This window comes from Streptomyces sp. NBC_01320, assembly GCF_035974375.1.
Taxonomy (GTDB): Bacteria; Actinomycetota; Actinomycetes; order Streptomycetales; family Streptomycetaceae; genus Streptomyces; species Streptomyces yanii.
This window is the reverse complement of the sequence record NZ_CP108390.1, coordinates 8,374,798-8,393,160: the sequence shown is the minus strand read 5'-3', so window position 1 is coordinate 8,393,160 and position 18,363 is coordinate 8,374,798. Positions and strand designations below refer to the sequence as shown.

The 18,363-nt window shown below is 70.0% G+C and carries 17 protein-coding genes and 1 pseudogene; 7 read left to right on the top strand and 11 right to left on the bottom strand.

Features of this window, described 5'->3' with window-relative positions; all coding sequences use genetic code 11:
* Window positions 1-18: 18 nt before the first annotated feature.
* The 5 genes from OG395_RS38165 to OG395_RS38145 form a co-directional block, all read right to left on the bottom strand.
* Complete coding sequence (locus OG395_RS38165) at window positions 19-1,011, bottom strand: TerC family protein (RefSeq protein WP_327247004.1); 993 nt, start codon at window positions 1,009-1,011, stop codon at window positions 19-21.
* Between the two features lie 245 nt (window positions 1,012-1,256).
* Window positions 1,257-3,236: a TerD family protein gene (locus OG395_RS38160; RefSeq protein WP_327247003.1), complete on the bottom strand. Its 1,980-nt coding sequence runs from the start codon at window positions 3,234-3,236 to the stop codon at window positions 1,257-1,259.
* Window positions 3,237-3,383: 147 nt separating this feature from the next.
* Window positions 3,384-3,962, bottom strand: a complete 579-nt coding sequence (locus OG395_RS38155) for a TerD family protein (RefSeq protein WP_030919738.1) — start codon at window positions 3,960-3,962, stop codon at window positions 3,384-3,386.
* Window positions 3,963-4,090: 128 nt separating this feature from the next.
* Window positions 4,091-6,220, bottom strand: coding sequence for an excinuclease ABC subunit UvrB (gene uvrB, locus OG395_RS38150; RefSeq protein WP_327247002.1), 2,130 nt, complete (start codon window positions 6,218-6,220; stop codon window positions 4,091-4,093).
* 39 nt (window positions 6,221-6,259) lie between these two features.
* Window positions 6,260-7,147 carry an MHYT domain-containing protein gene (locus OG395_RS38145; protein WP_327247001.1) on the bottom strand — a complete coding sequence of 296 codons (888 nt, stop codon included), beginning with the start codon at window positions 7,145-7,147 and terminating at the stop codon, window positions 6,260-6,262.
* Window positions 7,148-7,361: 214 nt separating this feature from the next.
* On the opposite strand from OG395_RS38145, the gene OG395_RS38140 reads away from it, so the two are divergent.
* The 3 genes from OG395_RS38140 to OG395_RS38130 all read left to right on the top strand — a co-directional run bounded on the left by OG395_RS38140 (window position 7,362) and on the right by OG395_RS38130 (window position 10,322).
* A complete protein-coding gene (locus OG395_RS38140) occupies window positions 7,362-8,303 on the top strand; it encodes a glycerophosphodiester phosphodiesterase (RefSeq protein WP_327247000.1) in 942 nt (313 codons plus the stop codon).
* 57 nt (window positions 8,304-8,360) lie between these two features.
* Window positions 8,361-8,930 carry a methylated-DNA--[protein]-cysteine S-methyltransferase gene (locus OG395_RS38135; RefSeq protein ID WP_327246999.1) on the top strand — a complete coding sequence of 190 codons (570 nt, stop codon included), beginning with the start codon at window positions 8,361-8,363 and terminating at the stop codon, window positions 8,928-8,930.
* Between the two features lie 66 nt (window positions 8,931-8,996).
* Window positions 8,997-10,322: an MFS transporter gene (locus tag OG395_RS38130; RefSeq protein ID WP_442818640.1), complete on the top strand. Its 1,326-nt coding sequence runs from the start codon at window positions 8,997-8,999 to the stop codon at window positions 10,320-10,322.
* 63 nt (window positions 10,323-10,385) lie between these two features.
* Here the strand turns inward: OG395_RS38130 and OG395_RS38125 are convergent, their stop codons facing one another.
* Window positions 10,386-10,748 carry a cupin domain-containing protein gene (locus OG395_RS38125; protein ID WP_327246998.1) on the bottom strand — a complete coding sequence of 121 codons (363 nt, stop codon included), beginning with the start codon at window positions 10,746-10,748 and terminating at the stop codon, window positions 10,386-10,388.
* Between the two features lie 239 nt (window positions 10,749-10,987).
* Between OG395_RS38125 and OG395_RS38120 the strand changes: the two genes are divergently transcribed.
* Both OG395_RS38120 and OG395_RS38115 read left to right on the top strand, forming a co-directional pair.
* Window positions 10,988-11,968 (top strand): pseudouridine-5'-phosphate glycosidase, encoded by a 981-nt coding sequence (locus tag OG395_RS38120; RefSeq protein ID WP_327246997.1) that lies wholly within the window; start codon window positions 10,988-10,990, stop codon window positions 11,966-11,968.
* Entirely contained in the window at window positions 11,959-12,861 is a 903-nt protein-coding gene (locus OG395_RS38115) for a carbohydrate kinase family protein (protein ID WP_442818787.1), read from the top strand. Before OG395_RS38120 ends, OG395_RS38115 begins: the two co-directional genes overlap by 10 nt.
* A gap of 1 nt (window position 12,862) precedes the next feature.
* On the opposite strand, the gene OG395_RS38110 is transcribed toward OG395_RS38115, so the two are convergent.
* From OG395_RS38110 to OG395_RS38100, 3 genes are all read right to left on the bottom strand, one after another.
* The gene (locus tag OG395_RS38110; RefSeq protein ID WP_327246995.1) at window positions 12,863-13,510 is read right to left on the bottom strand and encodes a uridine kinase; all 648 of its coding nucleotides are present in this window, start codon (window positions 13,508-13,510) and stop codon (window positions 12,863-12,865) included.
* A 283-nt stretch (window positions 13,511-13,793) separates the two neighbouring features.
* The gene (locus OG395_RS38105) at window positions 13,794-14,309 is read right to left on the bottom strand and encodes a cupin domain-containing protein (protein WP_327246994.1); all 516 of its coding nucleotides are present in this window, start codon (window positions 14,307-14,309) and stop codon (window positions 13,794-13,796) included.
* Between the two features lie 108 nt (window positions 14,310-14,417).
* Window positions 14,418-15,095: a winged helix-turn-helix transcriptional regulator gene (locus tag OG395_RS38100; protein WP_327246993.1), complete on the bottom strand. Its 678-nt coding sequence runs from the start codon at window positions 15,093-15,095 to the stop codon at window positions 14,418-14,420.
* A gap of 85 nt (window positions 15,096-15,180) precedes the next feature.
* On the opposite strand from OG395_RS38100, the gene OG395_RS38095 reads away from it, so the two are divergent.
* Both OG395_RS38095 and OG395_RS38090 read left to right on the top strand, forming a co-directional pair.
* Complete coding sequence (locus OG395_RS38095) at window positions 15,181-16,392, top strand: pyridoxal phosphate-dependent aminotransferase (RefSeq protein ID WP_327246992.1); 1,212 nt, start codon at window positions 15,181-15,183, stop codon at window positions 16,390-16,392.
* Window positions 16,389-17,042 carry a C39 family peptidase gene (locus tag OG395_RS38090; RefSeq protein WP_327246991.1) on the top strand — a complete coding sequence of 218 codons (654 nt, stop codon included), beginning with the start codon at window positions 16,389-16,391 and terminating at the stop codon, window positions 17,040-17,042. Before OG395_RS38095 ends, OG395_RS38090 begins: the two co-directional genes overlap by 4 nt.
* A 281-nt stretch (window positions 17,043-17,323) precedes the next feature.
* Here OG395_RS38090 and OG395_RS38085 read toward each other — a convergent pair.
* Both OG395_RS38085 and OG395_RS38080 read right to left on the bottom strand, forming a co-directional pair.
* Window positions 17,324-17,409: pseudogene (locus OG395_RS38085) on the bottom strand.
* Window positions 17,410-17,441: 32 nt separating this feature from the next.
* Window positions 17,442-18,173 (bottom strand): DUF7873 family protein, encoded by a 732-nt coding sequence (locus OG395_RS38080; protein ID WP_266986876.1) that lies wholly within the window; start codon window positions 18,171-18,173, stop codon window positions 17,442-17,444.
* Window positions 18,174-18,363: the final 190 nt, after the last annotated feature.

The following is an 18,363-nucleotide window of genomic DNA, read 5'->3' as shown; positions in this document are numbered from 1 at the left end:
CCCACCCGCACCGCCGCATCAGGCCTCGATGCGGGAACTCTCCTCCGCCTCACGGTCGGCCTCGGCCGCGGCCTGCTTCTTGTTGGCGATGAGGCTGGTGATCGTGGTGATCACCAGCACGCCGCAGATGACGCCGAGCGAGACCGGGATCGAGATCTCGGGGACATGCACCCCGGACTCGTGCAGGGCGTGCAGCACCAGCTTGACGCCGATGAAGCCGAGGATGACCGAGAGCCCGTAGCTGAGGTGGACCAGCTTCTTCAGCAGACCGCCGATGAGGAAGTACAGCTGCCGCAGCCCCATCAGGGCGAAGGCGTTGGCGGTGAAGACGATGTACGGGTCCTGGGTCAGCCCGAAGATCGCGGGGATGGAGTCCAGCGCGAACAGCACATCGGTGGTGCCGATGGCGAGCATGACGACCATCAGCGGGGTCAGGACGCGCTTGCCGTTGTTCCTGATGAAGAGCTTGGTGCCGTGGTACCTGTCGGCGACACCGAAGCGGCGTTCGATCGACTTGAGGAGGCGGTTCTCCTCGAACTCGTCCTCCTCCTCGTCGGCCCGCGCCTCCTGGATGAGCTTCCAAGCGGTGTAGATCAGGAACGCGCCGAAGATGTAGAAGACCCACGAGAAGTTGGCGATGACCGCGGCGCCCGCGGCGATGAAGATCGCTCGCAGAACCAGCGCGATCAGCACGCCGACCAGCAGCACGCGCTGCTGGAGATGGGACGGCACCGAGAACTTCGCCATGATCAGGACGAAGACGAAGAGGTTGTCCACGCTGAGCGACTTCTCGGTGATGAAGCCGGCGAAGAACTCGCCCGATGCCTGGCTCTCGCCGAACACGAGCAGGCCGAGTCCGAAGAGCACGGCCAGCGCGATCCAGATGATCGTCCAGATTCCGGCTTCCTTGGTCGTCACGTCATGGGGCTTGCGCCCGATGAAGAAGTCGACGGCGATAAGGGCTGACAGACCAAGAATGGTCAGTGCCCAGAGGGTCCATGAAACGTCCACTGCGCCTCCGGCAGTTCGCTACGGCTACTGATCAGCGTCGTCGCTGCCGGAGGTCTCTTCCACCCCGGCGCACCGGGTGCGCGCCACGGGCCGACGCCCCGGGACCGGTCACAGTCCGTACTGACGGGCACGTCGCGTATGGGAGTACTCCCCTCCGTTCGAAGAACAGTACAGGGAACACCAAGAAAAGGTAAAGGCCAGCAAAAAGATCTTTCAAAAGTGCAGGTCAGTGGTGGTCCGATGGGTCAAGGCCGCCCACCACGACGAGCGGTGGCCACCTGGGCGAGCACGTTCTGCAGCACGCGGCTGCCGGGCGGAGTCCTCAGCGGCTCGTACGTCCAGGCGTGGCCGACCCAGGGATCGGCCAGGTGATCGTCGGCGACCGGGGTGATCCGCAGCAGGGAGCGCCAGAGCGGGTCGAGCACCGGCCCGTACGCGCTCGCGTCCTCCCGGTCCGCGACCATCAGCAGGTGGACGCCGACCGAGGGGCCCTCGTCCGCGAGGTAGCGCAGCTGGGTGACGGCCCGGTCGTCGAAGCCGTGCGGGAAGTCGTTGACGATCAACAACTGCTCGGCGGTGTCGAGGTCCGGCGGGAGCGCATCGGCGGCGCCGGCCCGGATCGCCATCTGCACGAGGTCGACGCGCCGGGTGAGATGGGCGAGGACAGAGGCCACTCCCCCGGCGCCGGCGGCGGGGGGCGCGGCAAGCACCCCGGAGTCGACCAGGGGCGCGAGCGCCGCTGCGGCCGAGCCCGCGGGGTCGATGACATGGACGGAGAACTCGTCCGCCGGGTAGACGGCGAGCAGCCGGGCCGCGTGCGCGACGGCGTTCTCCATGGCGAGGCGGCGGAGCTGGTCCGGACCGGTCAGGGCCGCCGCCTCGGAGGCCGTACGCCCGCTGTCGACCCAGATTCCGCGCTCCAGCGGCAGCCGTACGAGCAGCGGGATGCGCAGGTCGGCGCTCTCGGGCAGATGGAGGTCGCCGATCCGCAGGGCCATGGGGATCTCCATGGGGACGCGGTAGGCATGCCAGACGGGGTTGTCCCAGCCCGCGTACGCGGCGGGGAGCGCGGGTTCGACGACGGCGGACTCGGCGGCGAGCTGGGCGAGATCGCGGTCGAGCGCCTCGCGGGCCCGGTCGGTCAGCTGGTCGCGCTTGGTGCGGGCCTCCTCGCGGGCCCGGTCGCCCGCTCCTCCGATCCGGTTGCGCGGGTCGGACAGGGCCCGGTCGAGCTCCTGGTCCATGCGGGACTCGGCGAAGTCGACGGCGCTGCGGTAGGCGGCGGTGGTGCGGGCCAGATCCTCGAACATGCCCCAGACCTGGTTGTAGAGACGCTCCTCCATCGACCAGCCGGTCGCGTCCCCGGCGACGGGCTGGGCGGGCCGGCCCGGTTCGGCGGGCGGTGCGGTGGGCGGGGGCGGCGGGGGCGCCGCGGACTGGCGGCGCGGGTGTGCGTAGTTGATGGGGCCACTCGTGGCGGACCCCGCGGCGGGGACCGCGTCGCCTGCCGGTCGGGGCTGTGCGGGGCCGGGCAGCGGGGTGGCTGCCGGGGCCGGGTCGCCGATCGGTGCGGCGGGAGGTGTCGCGGGCGGCTGCTGGCCGGAGGCCGTGCCGGCGTGGCGGACCCGGTCGCCTTCCGGGGTACGGGGCGGGGGCGGCGCCACCGAGCGGGCCACGCCCCGGGCGACCGCCTCATGGACCGACCGGGCCAGCTCCTGCGCACCGGACACCCCCTGGTCGGCGAGCATCGCGGCGAGACCGCCCGCATAGCCCTGGCCGACCGCGCGGACCTTCCAGGCGCCCTGGCGGCGGTAGAGCTCCAGGGCGGCGACCGCGGACTCGCTGTCGAGACCGGTGAGGGTGAAGGTGGCGATCTCGGTGCCTTCGAGACCCGTGACAGCGACGAAGGGTGCGGCGACCGCACCGAACCTGACGGGGCCACCGACGCCCATGGGCAGCGCCAGCAGCACGGTGACGCGGTGCACCGAGGCGGGCAGGGCGTCGAGGTCCACGGCGAGCCGGTGCTGGGCGGCGGCCTGCTTGGACACTTCGAGTCCGGGCAGCTGGGGCGAGCCCGGGTGGGCGATCCACTCGATGCCGTGCACCGTGCCCTGCTCGTCTCCGAGCGTGGCACCGGCCACGACGGGCGTACCGGCCGATACCCGGATCTCCAGACGGGTCTGGGGCAAGGTGTGGTTCTGCCCCCGGACCAGCTCGGCCGTCATTGCCCTGTCCCCTCGACGAGTTGATGCTGCGCGGTGCGCTGTCCGTCGGCGTGATGCCGTGGTGCGGTGCCATGCGGGGCAGCTCCCGGCGGCCGTTGCCTCCGGGAGCTGCCCCTACCGATACGGACCCGAACGGTCCGGCTGTGCCTACAGGTGCGGCAGGATCGCCGGCATCAGGTCCTGGAAGGTGCGACCGTTGGCCGGGTTGCCGAGAGCGGTCATCTGCCACCCGGCGCCCACGCGGTGCACCTTGGCCATGATCTGGGCGGTGTACTGGCCGCCGCCGTCCAGCGTGTAGCGGGCGAGCTCCTGGCCGTTGGTCTCGTCGACGATGCGGCAGAACGCGTTCTGCACCTCCTGGAACGTCTGGCCGGTGAAGGAGTTCACCGTGAAGACGATCTGGTCGATGTGGACCGGCACCCGCTGCAGGTCGACGAGGATCGCCTCGTCGTCGCCACCGGAACCGGCGCCGCCGACCAGGTTGTCGCCGGTGTGCTTCACCGAGCCGTCGTCGCTGACGAGGTGACGGAAGAAGACCACGTCGACCGGCTGCTTGTCGGCGAACAGCACCGCCGAGGCATCCAGGTCGATCTCCCGTGTGCGCGAGCCGAACAGACCGCGGCGCGGCGCCGCCTGCCAGCCGAGCCCCATCCGTACCGCGGTCAGGGTCCCCCCGTCGCTCTTCTGCAGGCTGATGGCCTGACCCTTGGTCATGTTGACCGTCACGCGCTGTCCCCTCTCCGCTGCCCCGCACCCGTCCGTGCGGCTGCCCAGCACCCTACGCAGTCACGCCGAAGGCGCAGCAGCTCCGGAGCATTTTTGTGTCGGTCTTGCAACACACTGGCTGCGGTGGGTCAGGCGAGGCCCGCCTCCCGCATCTGGCGCAACTCCTTCTTCAACTCGCCCACCTCGTCGCGCAGTCGGGCGGCCACTTCGAACTGCAGGTCGGCGGCGGCCGCCCGCATCCGGTCGGTCATCTCCTCGATGATCCCGGCGAGCTCGGTGGCGGGCCGGTCCGTGACCACCACGTCGGCCTTCTTGGCTCCGGCCGCCTTTCCCGCCTTGGCCGCCTTGCCACTGAGCGCGGGAACGGGTGCCTTGACGGCCTTCCCCTGGCGGTAGCCGGTGCCGAGCAGCTCCTCGGTGTCGATCTCCTCGCGGGCGATCGTCGCGACGATGTCGTTGATCTTCTTGCGCAGTGGCTGCGGATCGATCCCACGCTCGGTGTTGTACGCGATCTGCTTCTCCCGGCGCCGATTGGTCTCGTCGATGGCCTTCTCCATCGCCGGGGTGATCTTGTCCGCGTACATATGGACCTGGCCGGACACATTGCGGGCCGCGCGGCCGATGGTCTGGATGAGGGACGTCCCGGAGCGCAGGAAGCCCTCCTTGTCGGCGTCGAGGATGGCGACCAGGGAGACCTCGGGCAGGTCGAGGCCCTCGCGGAGGAGGTTGATGCCGACCAGGACGTCGTACTCCCCGGCACGCAGTTCGCGGAGCAGCTCGATGCGGCGGAGCGTGTCGACATCGCTGTGGAGATAACGGACCTGGATGCCCAGCTCCAGGAAGTAGTCCGTGAGATCCTCGGACATCTTCTTGGTGAGGGTGGTGACCAGGACCCGCTCGTCCTTCTCGGTGCGCTTGCGGATCTCGTGCACCAGGTCGTCGATCTGGCCCTCGGTGGGCTTGACGACGACCTCCGGGTCGACGAGGCCGGTGGGGCGGATGATCTGCTCCACGAACCCGTCGCCGCGGGACAGCTCGTACTTGCCCGGGGTGGCGGAGAGATAGACGGTCTGGCCGATCCGCTCCGTGAACTCCTCCCACCTCAGGGGGCGGTTGTCGAGGGCGGACGGCAGCCGGAAGCCGTGGTCGACGAGGCTACGCTTGCGGGAGGCGTCACCCTCGTACATCGCGCCGATCTGCGGCACGGTGACATGCGACTCGTCGATGACGAGCAGGAAGTCCTCGGGGAAGTAGTCGAGGAGGGTGTTGGGGGCGGTGCCGGGCTCGCGGCCGTCCATGTGCATCGAGTAGTTCTCGATGCCGGAGCAGGTGCCGATCTGGCGCATCATCTCGATGTCGTACGTGGTGCGCATCCGCAGCCGCTGGGCCTCCAGCAGCTTGCCCTGCTTCTCCAGCTCGTCGAGGCGCTCCTGCAGCTCCCGCTCGATGCCGTTGACCGCCTTCTCCATGCGCTCCGGGCCCGCCACGTAATGGCTGGCGGGGAAGACGTAGAGCTCGCGGTCCTCGCTGATCACCTCGCCGGTGAGCGGATGGAGGGTGGAGAGCGCCTCGATCTCGTCGCCGAACATCTCGATGCGGACGGCGAGCTCCTCGTAGACCGGGAAGATCTCGATGGTGTCGCCGCGCACCCGGAAGGTGCCACGGGTGAACGCGACGTCGTTGCGCGTGTACTGGATCTCTACGAAGCGGCGCAGCAGCTGGTCGCGGTCGATCTCCTCCCCCACTGTGAGCGGGACCATGCGGTCCACGTACTCCTGCGGCGTACCGAGGCCGTAGATGCAGGAGACCGAGGCGACCACGACGACGTCGCGGCGGGTGAGCAGCGAGTTCGTCGCGGAGTGGCGCAGTCGTTCGACCTCGTCGTTGATCGACGAGTCCTTCTCGATGTAGGTGTCCGACTGCGGGATGTACGCCTCGGGCTGGTAGTAGTCGTAGTACGAGACGAAGTACTCGACGGCGTTGTTGGGGAGCAGCTCACGGAACTCGTTCGCCAGCTGGGCGGCGAGGGTCTTGTTCGGCGCCATCACCAGGGTGGGGCGCTGCAGCTTCTCGATCATCCAGGCGGTGGTCGCCGACTTACCGGTGCCGGTCGCGCCGAGCAGCACGACATCCTTCTCACCTGCCCGGATACGCCGCTCCAGGTCGGCGATGGCAGTGGGCTGGTCACCGCTGGGCTGGTAGGGACTGACGACCTCGAAAGGCGCCACCGAACGTTCGATCTTCGAAACGGGCCGCATGGAACCACGGTACGACCCCCCACTGACAACCGGGCCCGGTCACCAGTCCCGGGGCCGCGGGGATTCCCGGTGCTGCGACTGGAACGACGCCGGGTCGGCGTGGGTACCGAAGCGTGGGACCTGGCGTTGGGCGGGGATGCCGGGGGGCCGACCGGCGCCGACTCCGTTGCGGGGGTCGTCCCACTCCGGGGAGCCCAGCACCACCAGGGGATCGAACATGACGACCACCGCGGCGAGCAGGAGGAAGCAGGCCGGGCCGATCATCAGCGGGATCAGGGCCGAGGTCGGCCCGCTGTCGGTCACGGACGGCGCGACGGCCGCGGGGTGCAGATGAACACTGAGCGCGGCCATGCCCGTGTAGTGCATCCCGCTCACGGCCACGCCCATCACCACGCTGGCGCCGAGGCTGGGCAGGAAGCCGTGGATGGAGACCGCCGACCACAGTGCGGTCGTGGAGGCGACGACGGCGATGACGACGGAGAGCGAAACGGTGAGCGTGTCGTACTCGAGCTGTCCCTCGAGGCGCATGCCGGCCATGCCGAGGTAGTGCATGGTGGCCACGCCGAGTCCGGTGATGGTGCCGCCGGTGACCAGGGCCATGGGGGTGGCGCCCCGATAGCCGACGATGAAGATGCCGATACCGACCATGACGATCGCGATGGCCAGGCTGGCGAACGTGATCGGGGTGTCGTAGCCGATCGACGTCTCGTCGACGCTGAAGCCCATCATCGCGATGAAGTGCATCGTCCAAATGCCGGAGCCGATGGAAGTGGCCCCGAGGGCGAGCCAGCCGGCCTTGAAGGAACGCTCGGTGCGCAGCGACCGCGTCGTGCAGCGCAGCCCGAGGGCCGCGCCGAGGCACGCCATGAGGAACGCCGCGATGGGCGTCACCACTCCATAGCTGAAACCGTCGATTGTGCCCTGCATGCTCGTACGCCCTTCGAGGAAGCCCGGGTTCGGGGTGACCCTAAGGCGCAAGTCCCGGCAAACAAACAGAAGAGCTGCATTTTATCGACTCGGAAACCGGCCCGTGACCCCGTCCTGCCTGCCGCGTTCACGTGATGGCCGTCCTTCGCCCGCCCCTCGTCGGGGGACGGCTGTCACACCCGGCCCGTCCGTCGCTCTGCCGCAAGGAGTACACGTGCACGCACGCACCGCAACCGTCTCCCTCGCCGCCGCCCTGCTGGGCGTCGGCGCGCTGCTGCTTCCCACCCCCCGTTCACCGGCCACGGACACCGGCTCGGCCACGGGAGCGGAGACAGTGACCGGCATCCGGACGGTCGGCGCGCAGGCCGGCGGGAGGTCCGACGCCGCCCCGGTCGTCTTCGCCCACCGGGGTGCCTCGGCGTACGCGCCGGAGAACACCCTGGCCGCCGTCGACAGGGCCGACCGTCTCGGCTTCGACTGGGTGGAGAACGATGTCCAGCTCACCAGGGACGGTGTGCCGGTCGTCATCCACGACACCGATCTGAAGCGGACCACCGACGTCGAGGAGGTCTTCCCTGACCGTGCGCCGTGGGCGGTCAAGGACTTCACGGCCGCGGAGATCGCCCGGCTGGACGCGGGCAGCTGGTTCGGTGCGCGGTACACCGGGACCCGGGTCCCCACGCTCACGCAGTACCTGGACCGGATCGGGCGCAACCGGCAGAAGCTGCTGCTGGAGATCAAGAGCCCAAAGCTCTATCCGGGCATCGAGAAGGAGACCCTGCGGGTGCTGCGCCGGGCCGGGTGGCTCGACCGCGATCACGTCAGGAGCCGACTCGTGATCCAGAGCTTCGACGCGGGCAGTCTGAAGAAGGTCCATCGGCAGCGTCCGGACATCAGCACCGGCTTCCTCGGCACCCCCGCGATCGCCGATCTGACGTCGTACGCGGCGTTCACCGACCAGATCAATCCGTCGTACACGTCGATCGGCACCGACTACGTCGCCGCCGTGCACGCGCTGAAGGGCGCGCACGGCAAGAAGCTGAGGGTCAACACCTGGACGGTCAACGATGCGGCGACCGCCGTGAAGGTGGACCTCCTCGGCGTGGACGGGATCATCACCAACACCCCCGATGTGGTGCGCGAGACCACCGGCTGACGACCGGAGGGAGCATCCCGCCCCCCGTTGTCAGTGACCGGCCGTACGGTGGATTCCATGAACAACAACGGGGGTGCCGACGGAGGCGATGCCGGCGGCAGGGTCGAGTGGGCCGTCGTCGGGAGCGACATCGGGCCGCTGCTGCTTGCCGCGACCGACGCGGGGCTGGTGAGTGTGGTCTTCCACGCCGGGCCCGCCGTGCGGGACAGGGCGGTCGGACTGTTGCGCACCCGTCTCGGGACGGAGCCGGTGGAGGCGCCCGGTTCCGGGCGCCTCGCCGAGCCGATACGCCAGCTCGTGGAGTACTTCGCCGGTTCGTCGCGGGAGTTCTCGCTCGACCTGGACTGGTCGCTGACCTCAGGCTTCAACCGCCAGGTGCTCCGCGAGCTGGCGACGGGCGTGCCGTACGGAACGGTCGTCGGGTACGGGGATCTCGCCGCGCGGGTGGGACAGCCGGGCGCTGCGCAGGCGGTCGGGGCGGCCATGGGGTCCAACCCGCTGCCCGTGGTGGTGCCCTGCCACCGGGTGGTGGAGAGCGACGGCGGACTCGGCGGGTTCGGCGGCGGCCTGGAGACCAAGCGGCAGCTGCTGGCGCTGGAAGGAGTTCTGCCGCAGCCTCTGTTCTGAGCCCGCGTGCCCCGACCGGCCCGGAACCCGTTTTCGTACCCACGTGCGAGCTGGCACACTCCGTCAGTGACCAACACCCTCGATGCACCTGACTCCCCCACCGGACCCGGCGAACCAGGCGGGCCAGGTGAGCCCACCGGGGCGGCACCCGTCACGGCGGCGGAGCTGCCCGCTCTTAGGCGCAGGACGTCCGCAGTGCTGATCGCCTCTCAGATCCTCGGCGGCCTCGGTGTGCCCATCGGTATCGCCCTGGCCCCCGTGCTGGCAACGCAGGTGAGCGGCTCCGAGGCGCTGTCGGGGCTCGCGCCGACCGCGTCGGTGACCGGCACGGCGCTGCTGTCGTTGCCGCTGGCCGCGCTGATGACCTCGCGGGGCCGACGCCCCGGCCTCGTTCTCGCGTATCTGATCGGTGCGCTGGGCGCGGGGCTGGTGGTCGTGGCCGCCGTCGTGGGCAGTTTCCCGTTGCTGCTGCTCGGCATGGCCGGGTTCGGCGCCGGTTCGTCGGCCAATCTGCAGGCGCGGTTCGCCGCCGCCGACCTGGCCGAGCCGGACCGTCGCGGCCGGGCGATCTCCACCGTCATCTGGGCCACCACGATCGGTTCGGTCCTCGGCCCCAACATTGCGGCTCCGGCGGGCCGGGTCTTCCGGTCCACCTCCATACCCGAGACGGCCGGACCGTTCCTCTGGGCTGCCGGGATCTTCCTGCTCGCCGCGGTGGTGGTCGCGGTGCTGCTGCGGCCCGATCCGCTGCTCACCGCGCGTGCGCTGGCCCCGCAGGACAGCCGCTCCGTGGGCGGCCGTTCGCTGCGGGCGGGCATCGCGGCGGTGCGGGCCTCGCCGATGGCCCGGCTGGCGCTGGTGACGGTGGCCGGATCGCACACCGCGATGGTGTCGATCATGGTGATGACCCCGGTCGATCTGGGCCACCACGGCGCGGACCTGCAGCTGATCGGCCTGGTCATCAGCGGCCACATCGCCGGCATGTACGCGTTCTCACCAGTGATGGGCTGGCTCTCCGACCGCTTCGGACGGCTCGCCGTGATCGGTCTGGCCGTCGGGCTGCTGTCCTGCGCAGCGCTGCTGGCCGGCACGGCCGGTCCCAGTCATGGACAGACGGCCGCCGGCCTGTTCGTACTCGGACTCGGCTGGTCGGCGGGTCTGGTGGCCGGTTCGGCGCTCCTCACCGACTCCGTGCCGCAGCCCGCCCGCGCCGCCGTGCAGGGTCTGTCGGACCTGACCATGAACACGGCTGCGGGCATCGGCGGCGCGGTCGCCGGGGTGATCGTCTCCCAGGCGGGTTACGGCTGGCTGAACGCGGCCGGCGCCTGTCTGTTGCTGCCGATGGCGGCACTGGCGCTGCGCCGGGCGCTGTCCCGGCCCGCCACCACCTGACCGGGCCGCGGGACCGGGGAGCGACACCGGACCGCAGGCGCCCGCCGGGCAGGCGCCGGGCGCTCAGAGGCTGATGTGGTAGGCCTTGCGCAATGTCTCGTGCACGGTCCACGTCGTACGGTCGCCCTCGCGCAGGACGCAGGCGTCCCCCGGGCCGATCTCCAACGTCTCGCCGCCCTCGACCGCGACGGTCGCACGCCCACTGACAACCACGAACAGCTCGTTGGCCTCGGTGTCGGTGACCACGCCGGGCGTGATCTGCCAGATCCCCCGCAACTGCTTGCCGTCCGGCGACTCCCAGAGCACCTTGCCGGTCACCACGGGCTCGCCCGAGACGATCTGCGCGGGGTCGAGCGGTTCCGGTTCGAGGTCGGCGTCCGGGATGTGCACGGCGAAGGAGGCGGGAATTTGATCAAGTGTGGTCATGGTCGGTCACCCTAGCGACCGCGTCGGAACGTCGTGCCACCAGGACCGGCTGGAAGAAGGCCGGCCGGTTCTTCTCGTGCGGGTGCGCCGTCCGGCTGCCGCCGTGGTGTCGACGTGGTGTTCGTGGCATGGACGACGGCGTCGAACGACGCGTCGCGGAAGGGAAGGGCCCACAGTCGGTGGCTGTTCGGCTCCCGCGACACGTTTGAGGTCGGACCGCCCGCGACAGGGATGTGGACATGTCACCGAACGCGCCGCACCGCACCCACCCGTACGCACCGGCCCTCTCCACCGAGGTACGGGAAGCTCTCGCCGCGCACCGCCCCGTCGTGGCAATGGAGTCGACGATCATCGCGCACGGTCTGCCGCGACCCCGGAATCTACGGGTCGCGGAAGAGCTGGAAGAGCTCGTACGGTCCGCGGGGGCGGTCCCCGCGACGATTGCCGTACTGGACGGCAGGGCCCATGTCGGCCTGGACAAGTCCGAGTTGGAGCGGGTCGCCGAGGATCCGACGATGCGCAAGCTCGGACACCGGGACCTCGCTCCGGCGCTGGCGGCGGGAGCGAGCGGGGCGACGACCGTGTCCGCGACAGCGTTCCTCGCGGCCCGCGCCGGGCTGCGCGTCTTCGCGACGGGCGGCCTCGGCGGTGTACACCGGGAGTGGACCGGGACCCAGGACGAGTCCGCGGATCTCCGGCTGCTCGCACGGACCGACATCACCGTGGTGTGCGCGGGCGTGAAGTCGATTCTGGACGTCCCCGCGACACTGCAGCGCCTGGAGACACTCGGGGTCGGAGTGCTCGGCTACCGCACGGAGCACTTCCCCGGCTTCTATCTCAGCAGTTCGGGGGAGCCGGTGGACTGGACGGTGCGTACGCCCGAGGAGGTCGCGGAAGTGATGCGGGCCGGGGACACGCTCGGCGGTCCCCCCGCGGCTCTGATCGTCGCCAACCCCGTACCGCAGAAGGACCAGCTGGATCCCGCCCTGCACGACCGCGTACTGGCCCAGGCGCTGGACGCGTGCCGGGAGCGCGGCATCACGGGCCAGGCCGTCACGCCCTTCCTGCTCGACCAGCTGATGCGGCAGACCGAAGGGGCGTCGCTGGAGGCCAACGTGGCGGCGGTGCGCGGAAACGTATCGCTTGCGGCGCGGATCGCCATCGCCTGGGCCACGGTGCAGGAGGGACCGCCGGCGCGGGACTCGGCAGGATCCCAGTGACCGGCGGCGGCCTGCTCGTCGTCGGGGACGTGGTCACAGATGTGGTGGCCCGGCATGTCTCGCCACTCGTCCACGGCACGGACACGGCGGCCCGGATCAGCACGCTGCCGGGCGGGGCCGGCGCCAATGCCGCCTGCTGGGCGGCGCGTTCGGGCTGCCGGGACGTGCGACTGGTGGCACGGGTGGGCGCCGACTCCGCGGCCTGGCACGAGGATGTGCTGCGGCGGGCGGGGGTACGTCCTCTGCTGGTGGTGGACGACGGAGCGCCGACCGCCACCGTCGTCGCGCTCGTCGATTCCGCGGCCGAACGCACCTTCCTCACCGACAGCGGCGCCGTGCTGCGCCTCTGCCCCGCCGACTGGTCGCCGTCCCTGCTCGACGGCATCGCGCATCTGCATCTGTCCGGCTATCTCCTCTTCGCCGCGACGAGCCGCGCGACGGCCCTGCTCGCCCTGCGGGAGGCCCGGCGGCGGAACATCCCGGCGAGCGTGGATCCAGCCTCCGCGGGCTTCCTGGCCGAACTCGGCGTCGACACGTTCCTGACGGCCGTGGAGGGAGCGGAGCTGCTGCTACCGAACGCGGACGAGGCCCGGCTGCTCACCGGACTCCCCGAACCGGCCGACGCCGCCGCCAAGCTGAGCCTGATGTTCCCTCGGGTCGTCGTCACCCTGGGCGAGGAAGGTGCCCTGCTCGCCGCCGGAGGGACGGTGACCGGGCGTGTTCCGGCCGTTCCGGTGCGCGCGGCGGTGGACTCCACCGGGGCGGGCGACGCGTTCACCGGAGGGTTCCTCGCGGCGCGGCTGGCGGGGGCGGACGAGGCCACGGCCGCGGCGGCGGGCTGTCGATCGGGGGCCGAGGCGGTCGCAACGGTCGGCGGCCGGCCCGGCGGGTGACCTACCCGCCCCCGGGCAGCCCGGTCCAGGCGGGGTGGAGCGGATCGTCAGCCCGGACGACCGCGTCCGCACGCCCGGCGGGCTCCACCTCCTCCTCGTACCGCGCGAAAGCGGGCAGAGTCCACCGCTCGCTCTCCTCGGTGCGCCGCCGCAGCGCACCCGGCGAGAGCCGCAGATGGAGACTCAGGTCGAACGGGAACCAGTGCCCGAGCAGCAGCGGCCCGTGCATCACCAGCACACCCCCCTCAGGAAGGTGTTGATACGGGCTGCGGGTGGCCCGGTCCGTCACCGGGTCCCACAGATCGGGCAGCACCCGCCCGCTGCCGCCCGCCTCCAGCGGCCCGAGGACCTCACGCCAGAGGGCTCCCGTGTCGAACCAGCTGTCGACGTACGAGTCGGGGTCCTGCTTGCCGTACTCGTAGCGCAGGCTCGCCGGGCGCAGGAACCCCTCGGTGGACACGACGAGCACGGCGCGGCCACGGATCCTCAGCTCCTGCGCGACACGCTCGGCCAACTCCCCGGTGCGGGCGGCCGGAGCGCCGTCGACGCCGACCTTGAGCCACGGCCCGCCGTCGGACGGCTTCAGCCCATCGGCGTACCCGGCAAAGGTTTCGGCCAGCCGTTCCCAGGTGATCGCTTCGAATCGCACCCGACCATCATCGCCCCAGGATCGGTGCGCCGGCGTCGGCCGTCCCACCAGCGGGGTGCCTCGTCGTCAGGTACGTCGGGCTCGCGAAGTGGAACGGGACGCCGAACCGCTCGGCAAGCGCGTGCCGCCTCACCGCTCCCCATTCCGCCGATGAGGAAGGCCGCGAGGACAACCTTCTCCCACGGTGTCGTCAGAACGGCCGTCAGCACCATTCGCGGATGTACGGGCAGACGCTCGCCGACCGACCGCCGGCGACGGAGGTGGGCGAGCGTCTCGCGCCACGTCACTTCTTCGCGTCGCAGTCCACCGCATCGGCGTCGTCGGAGAGTGCACTGCCCTCGGGCAGCAGATAGGTCACCCAGAGCACGACCGGCTCGCTGCCCAGGTTACGTCCGATGTGGGGGCGATGGGCGCCGGACGGCTCGATGAAAGACGTGCCCGCGGCCATCACCTCGACCGAGCAGTCGTCCAGTGTGCGCGTCAGCGTCCCCGACTGGACGACGGCGATCACCTGACCGCTGTGGGTGTGCCAGCCGGTGGAGCCGCCGGGCTCCACGGTGATCGTCCGGAAGGTCACATCCGTCCGACCCTTCGGCGTCTTGACCTTCAGCTTCCCGGTCGACGTTCCCTTCGCGACCACCGTGCCGCTCACCCCGCTGCCGGGCGCGGCCATGGCCGCCGACGGTACGAGGCCGAGCGCGGCCACACAACCACCACCGACCAGGGCCTTGCCGAGTCGCACCTGCTGCCCGTGCTGGTCCTGCCGTTCCTGCCGTTCCCGTTGCCTGCCTATTCTCATGCGAACCCTCCCCGCATCGACGTAGACATCCCAAATTCCCCTACGCTACCAGGGAGTTGATACGCGGAATCATTCGGACACGGCGGTCATGCGACAGTCACATGCCGGTCATTCACTCCGAAGCTCTCCGGCCAGCGGACCCTCGCCCACGACCTCGACGCGCCCGTCCTTCACGGCCTCGGCGAGCGTGAATTCGCCTCGCCCGAGCGCGAGACAGACCTCGTCGTCGAGCACGATCCGGGCATCCGCGTGAGCGGCGGGTCCGTCCCCGTACACCCCCGTACCGTCGGCCGGTCCACTCGGTCCGCCCACGCGCACGTGGAACTCCCCCTCATCGAGGCGGACTTCGACGACTCCCGCGTGGGTCAGCCCGTCCAGCGCACGGAGCAGCGGCAGCGCGAACCAGTGTGCCCGCACCGCATCAGTCGGCCGCCGATTACCGATCGCCGGCGCGCCCCACTCGGCCAGCGCGGCGAGAACCGGCAGCAACCCGTGGCCGCGCTCGGTCAGTTCGTACACCGACGCGGCGGCGGGCGGCGGCAGCCTGCGGCGGGTGGCCAGGCCGCCCTGCTCCATGTCCTTGAGCCGGGACGCGAGGACGTCCGTACTGACGCCGGGAAGGTCGGCGTGCAGATCGGTGTAGCGGCGTGGCCCCGCCAGCAGTTCACGGACGATCAGCAGGGTCCAGCGGTCCCCCACGGAGTCGAGGGCCCGGGCGGTGGCGCAGAACTGGTCGTAACTCCGGCGGCGCACGGGGCGTGCGGGTGGCTGCTGCTGACGTGGCATGCGACGCAGTCTAGACATGTTGTTGGACTTTCCAAGCCCAGGCTTGGTAAAACCAAGTATCGCAATCGGGTCGGGGAGGCACCGCATGGAATTCCGGCAGTCCAGCAAGCTCAACGAGGTCTGTTACGAGATCCGAGGCCCAGTCATCGAGCACGCCAACGCCCTGGAGGAGGCGGGCCACAGCGTGCTCCGCCTCAACACGGGCAACCCCGCACTCTTCGGATTCGAGGCGCCGGAGGAGATCGTCCAGGACATGATCCGGATGCTCCCGCAGGCCCACGGCTACAGCGATTCGCGCGGCATCCTCTCCGCCCGCCGCGCGGTGGCGCAGCGCTACCAGGTAATGGGGCTGACCGATGTCGGGGTGGACGACATCTTCCTCGGCAACGGGGTGTCCGAGCTGATCTCCATGTCCGTACAGGCGCTGCTGGAGGACGGCGACGAGGTGCTGATCCCGTCGCCCGACTATCCGCTGTGGACCGCGGTGGTCACCCTCGCGGGCGGCAAGGCCGTGCACTACACCTGCGACGAGGCGTCGGACTGGAATCCGGACCTCGCCGACATGGCATCGAAGATCACCGACCGCACCAAGGCCGTCGTGATCATCAACCCGAACAACCCGACCGGCGCCGTCTATCCGCGCGAGATCCTGGAAGGCATCCTCGACCTGGCGCGCAGGCACGGTCTGCTGGTCCTCGCCGATGAGATCTACGACCAGATCCTGTACGACGACGCCGAGCACCACAGCGTGGCAGTCCTCGCCCCCGACCTTGTCTGTCTCACCTTCAGCGGCCTGTCGAAGACGTACCGGGTGGCGGGGTTCCGCTCCGGCTGGATGGTGGTGTCCGGCCCGCAACAGCACGCCCGCAACTATCTGGAGGGCCTGACGATGCTCGCCTCCATGCGGCTGTGCCCGAACGCCCCCGCGCAGTACGCCATCCAGGCCGCGCTCGGCGGCCGGCAGTCCATCCGGGAACTGGTGGCTCCGGGTGGCAGGCTGTACGAGCAGCGCAACCGGGCATGGGAGAAGCTCAACGAGATCCCCGGGGTGTCGTGCGTGAAGCCGAAGGGCGCGCTGTACGCGTTCCCGCGCATCGATCCCAAGGTGCACAACATCGTCGACGACGAGAAGTTCGTCCTCGATCTGCTGCTGCGGGAGAAAATACAGGTGGTTCAGGGCACGGGCTTCAACTGGCCGCGTCCCGACCACTTCCGGATCCTGACCCTCCCTTACGCCGACGATCTCGACGCGGCGATCAGCCGCATCGGCCGCTTCCTGAACGGATACCGCCAGTGACCTGCCCCACCTGCCGGTTCGCCGTCCATACGCAGTTCGCCTCGCCCGAACTCGTGGGCCCGATCGTCGAAGGCGGACTCGATCCCGCCGCCGACCCGGGCTGGTCGGACTCGGGGGCGGAATCGCCCGCCGAGTACGCGCGCTGGGCAGGTCACCTGTGCGGTGTGACCTGTCTGCGCATGGCGCTCGGTGCCGGCGCCCCTCCGCTGTTCGCCCTGCGTGACGGAGCGCTCAAGTACGGCGCGTACACGGAGGATGCCGAGGGGGTGATCCGGGGCCTGGTCTACGCGCCCTTCGCACAGTACGTACGGGAGGTGCACGGCCTCGATGCCACCGTCCACCGCCACCTGTCGACGGACGAGATCGTGACCCTGCTGGACGAGGGGCAGCCGGTGATGGCGTCGGTGCACTACGGGATCCGGCATCCGGAGCGGCCGGCTCCGGGCCGGGGCGGTCATCTGGTGTTGCTGACCGCCCGTACGCCGGACGGCGACGGCGTCCACTTCCACAACCCGTCGGGCACGACGGCCACGACGCGGGCGGCGGAACTGCCCCTGCCCGACTTCGAGCGGTTCTTCGCCGGGCGTGGGGTATCGCTCGCCGACGGAACGCGGCAGGGATCGGAAGCGGGAGCGGGCCCGGGGGCGTAGCCGGCCCCCGGGCCCTGAGTGATGCCGCCCATTCGGCACGCCGGCACTTTTAAGAGCCCGGGTCAGTCGTAATGTCGCCGCGTCCTTCCTTTAGACGACCGCAGATCGAAGCTCCGCGGGTTGGAGTCGAACCAACATCTCGACGCGCATGGGCCCGAGCCCGTTTGATCCGGCGATCGGCGGCGAATGCTGAGTCTGGAGCAAGAGTCTGAGATTGATCGCGGTCTGCCTCTGCCAGTTGGGCTACCCCGGCCCGCCCGCGTACAAGGAACGTACGCAAATGCCGGGGGGAGGACTCGAACCTCCACTGGAACCGCGTCGTCACGACAAGCTTCAGTTTCAGCTTGCGCTCCTCGCGCACCCCGGCCGTGACAATGTGGCCGGGGAATCCATGGTCGGCTACCCGAAGAGGTAGCCGAATACCGCATCACCCACCCGCTGGTCGGTGACGTCCACGCCGTTGGCCTCCTCGCGGGCGAACTTCACGGCCTGCTGGAGCTTCTCCACCCGGTCCAGGAGTTCGTTGATGCGCCGCGCGGGAAGAGCACCGGAGAACTTCACGGTCGTCCAGTAGCCGATCGGGACGTCCTCGTAGTACACCTCGACCTGCGCCGGGTGCTTCTCGGTGGCCTCCGCCTTCACGTGGTTGCGGGGCACCTTCTTCGTGCGGAGGGTGCGGACCGGTTCGGTCTTCCAGGAGTCCGTCGACGGGTCCTGGGTCCACGCCTCGGCGGCGTCGAGCACCGGCAACTTGCGCACGAACGTATTGATGTCCGTCAGCTGCTTCTCCAGGAAGAGCAGATACGACACCGGCACCTCGGCCACCAGCACGCGGCCGTCGACCTTCACATCCGCGCGGGCCGCACAGTTCGCCCAGTCCTTCGTGGCGGTCACATCGAAAAGCCGGGTCAGCGTCGCCGCGGTGTTCCGCAGCACGTCCTCGGCCTTGATCTGCACCAGCGTCGATTCGGGCGGAAGCTGCTCCCCCTCCTCGTCCTTCGGCTGGTAGGTCCGGGAGATCCCGGCCAGCAGCCCGGCCTTCTGGAGGCCGTGATGTGCCGCCGTCAGGTCCTGGTGAGCCTTGGACTTGACGCCTTTCTCCACTGCGATGATCTGATTGAGTTTCGCCACGCGAGGAAATTAGCACCGCCAACCCGACCGGAACGATGGGTTTTTGGCGAAGATCGGCTCTCCGGCTACTCCGTCTCCCACGCCTGCCCCGTCACCGGTACGGGTGATTTCCCCCGCGCCGCCATGTCCCGCCGCTCTCCGGTGGGGAGCCCCTTGTCACAGTGAGCCGCGCGCGGCCCGCACCCACCCC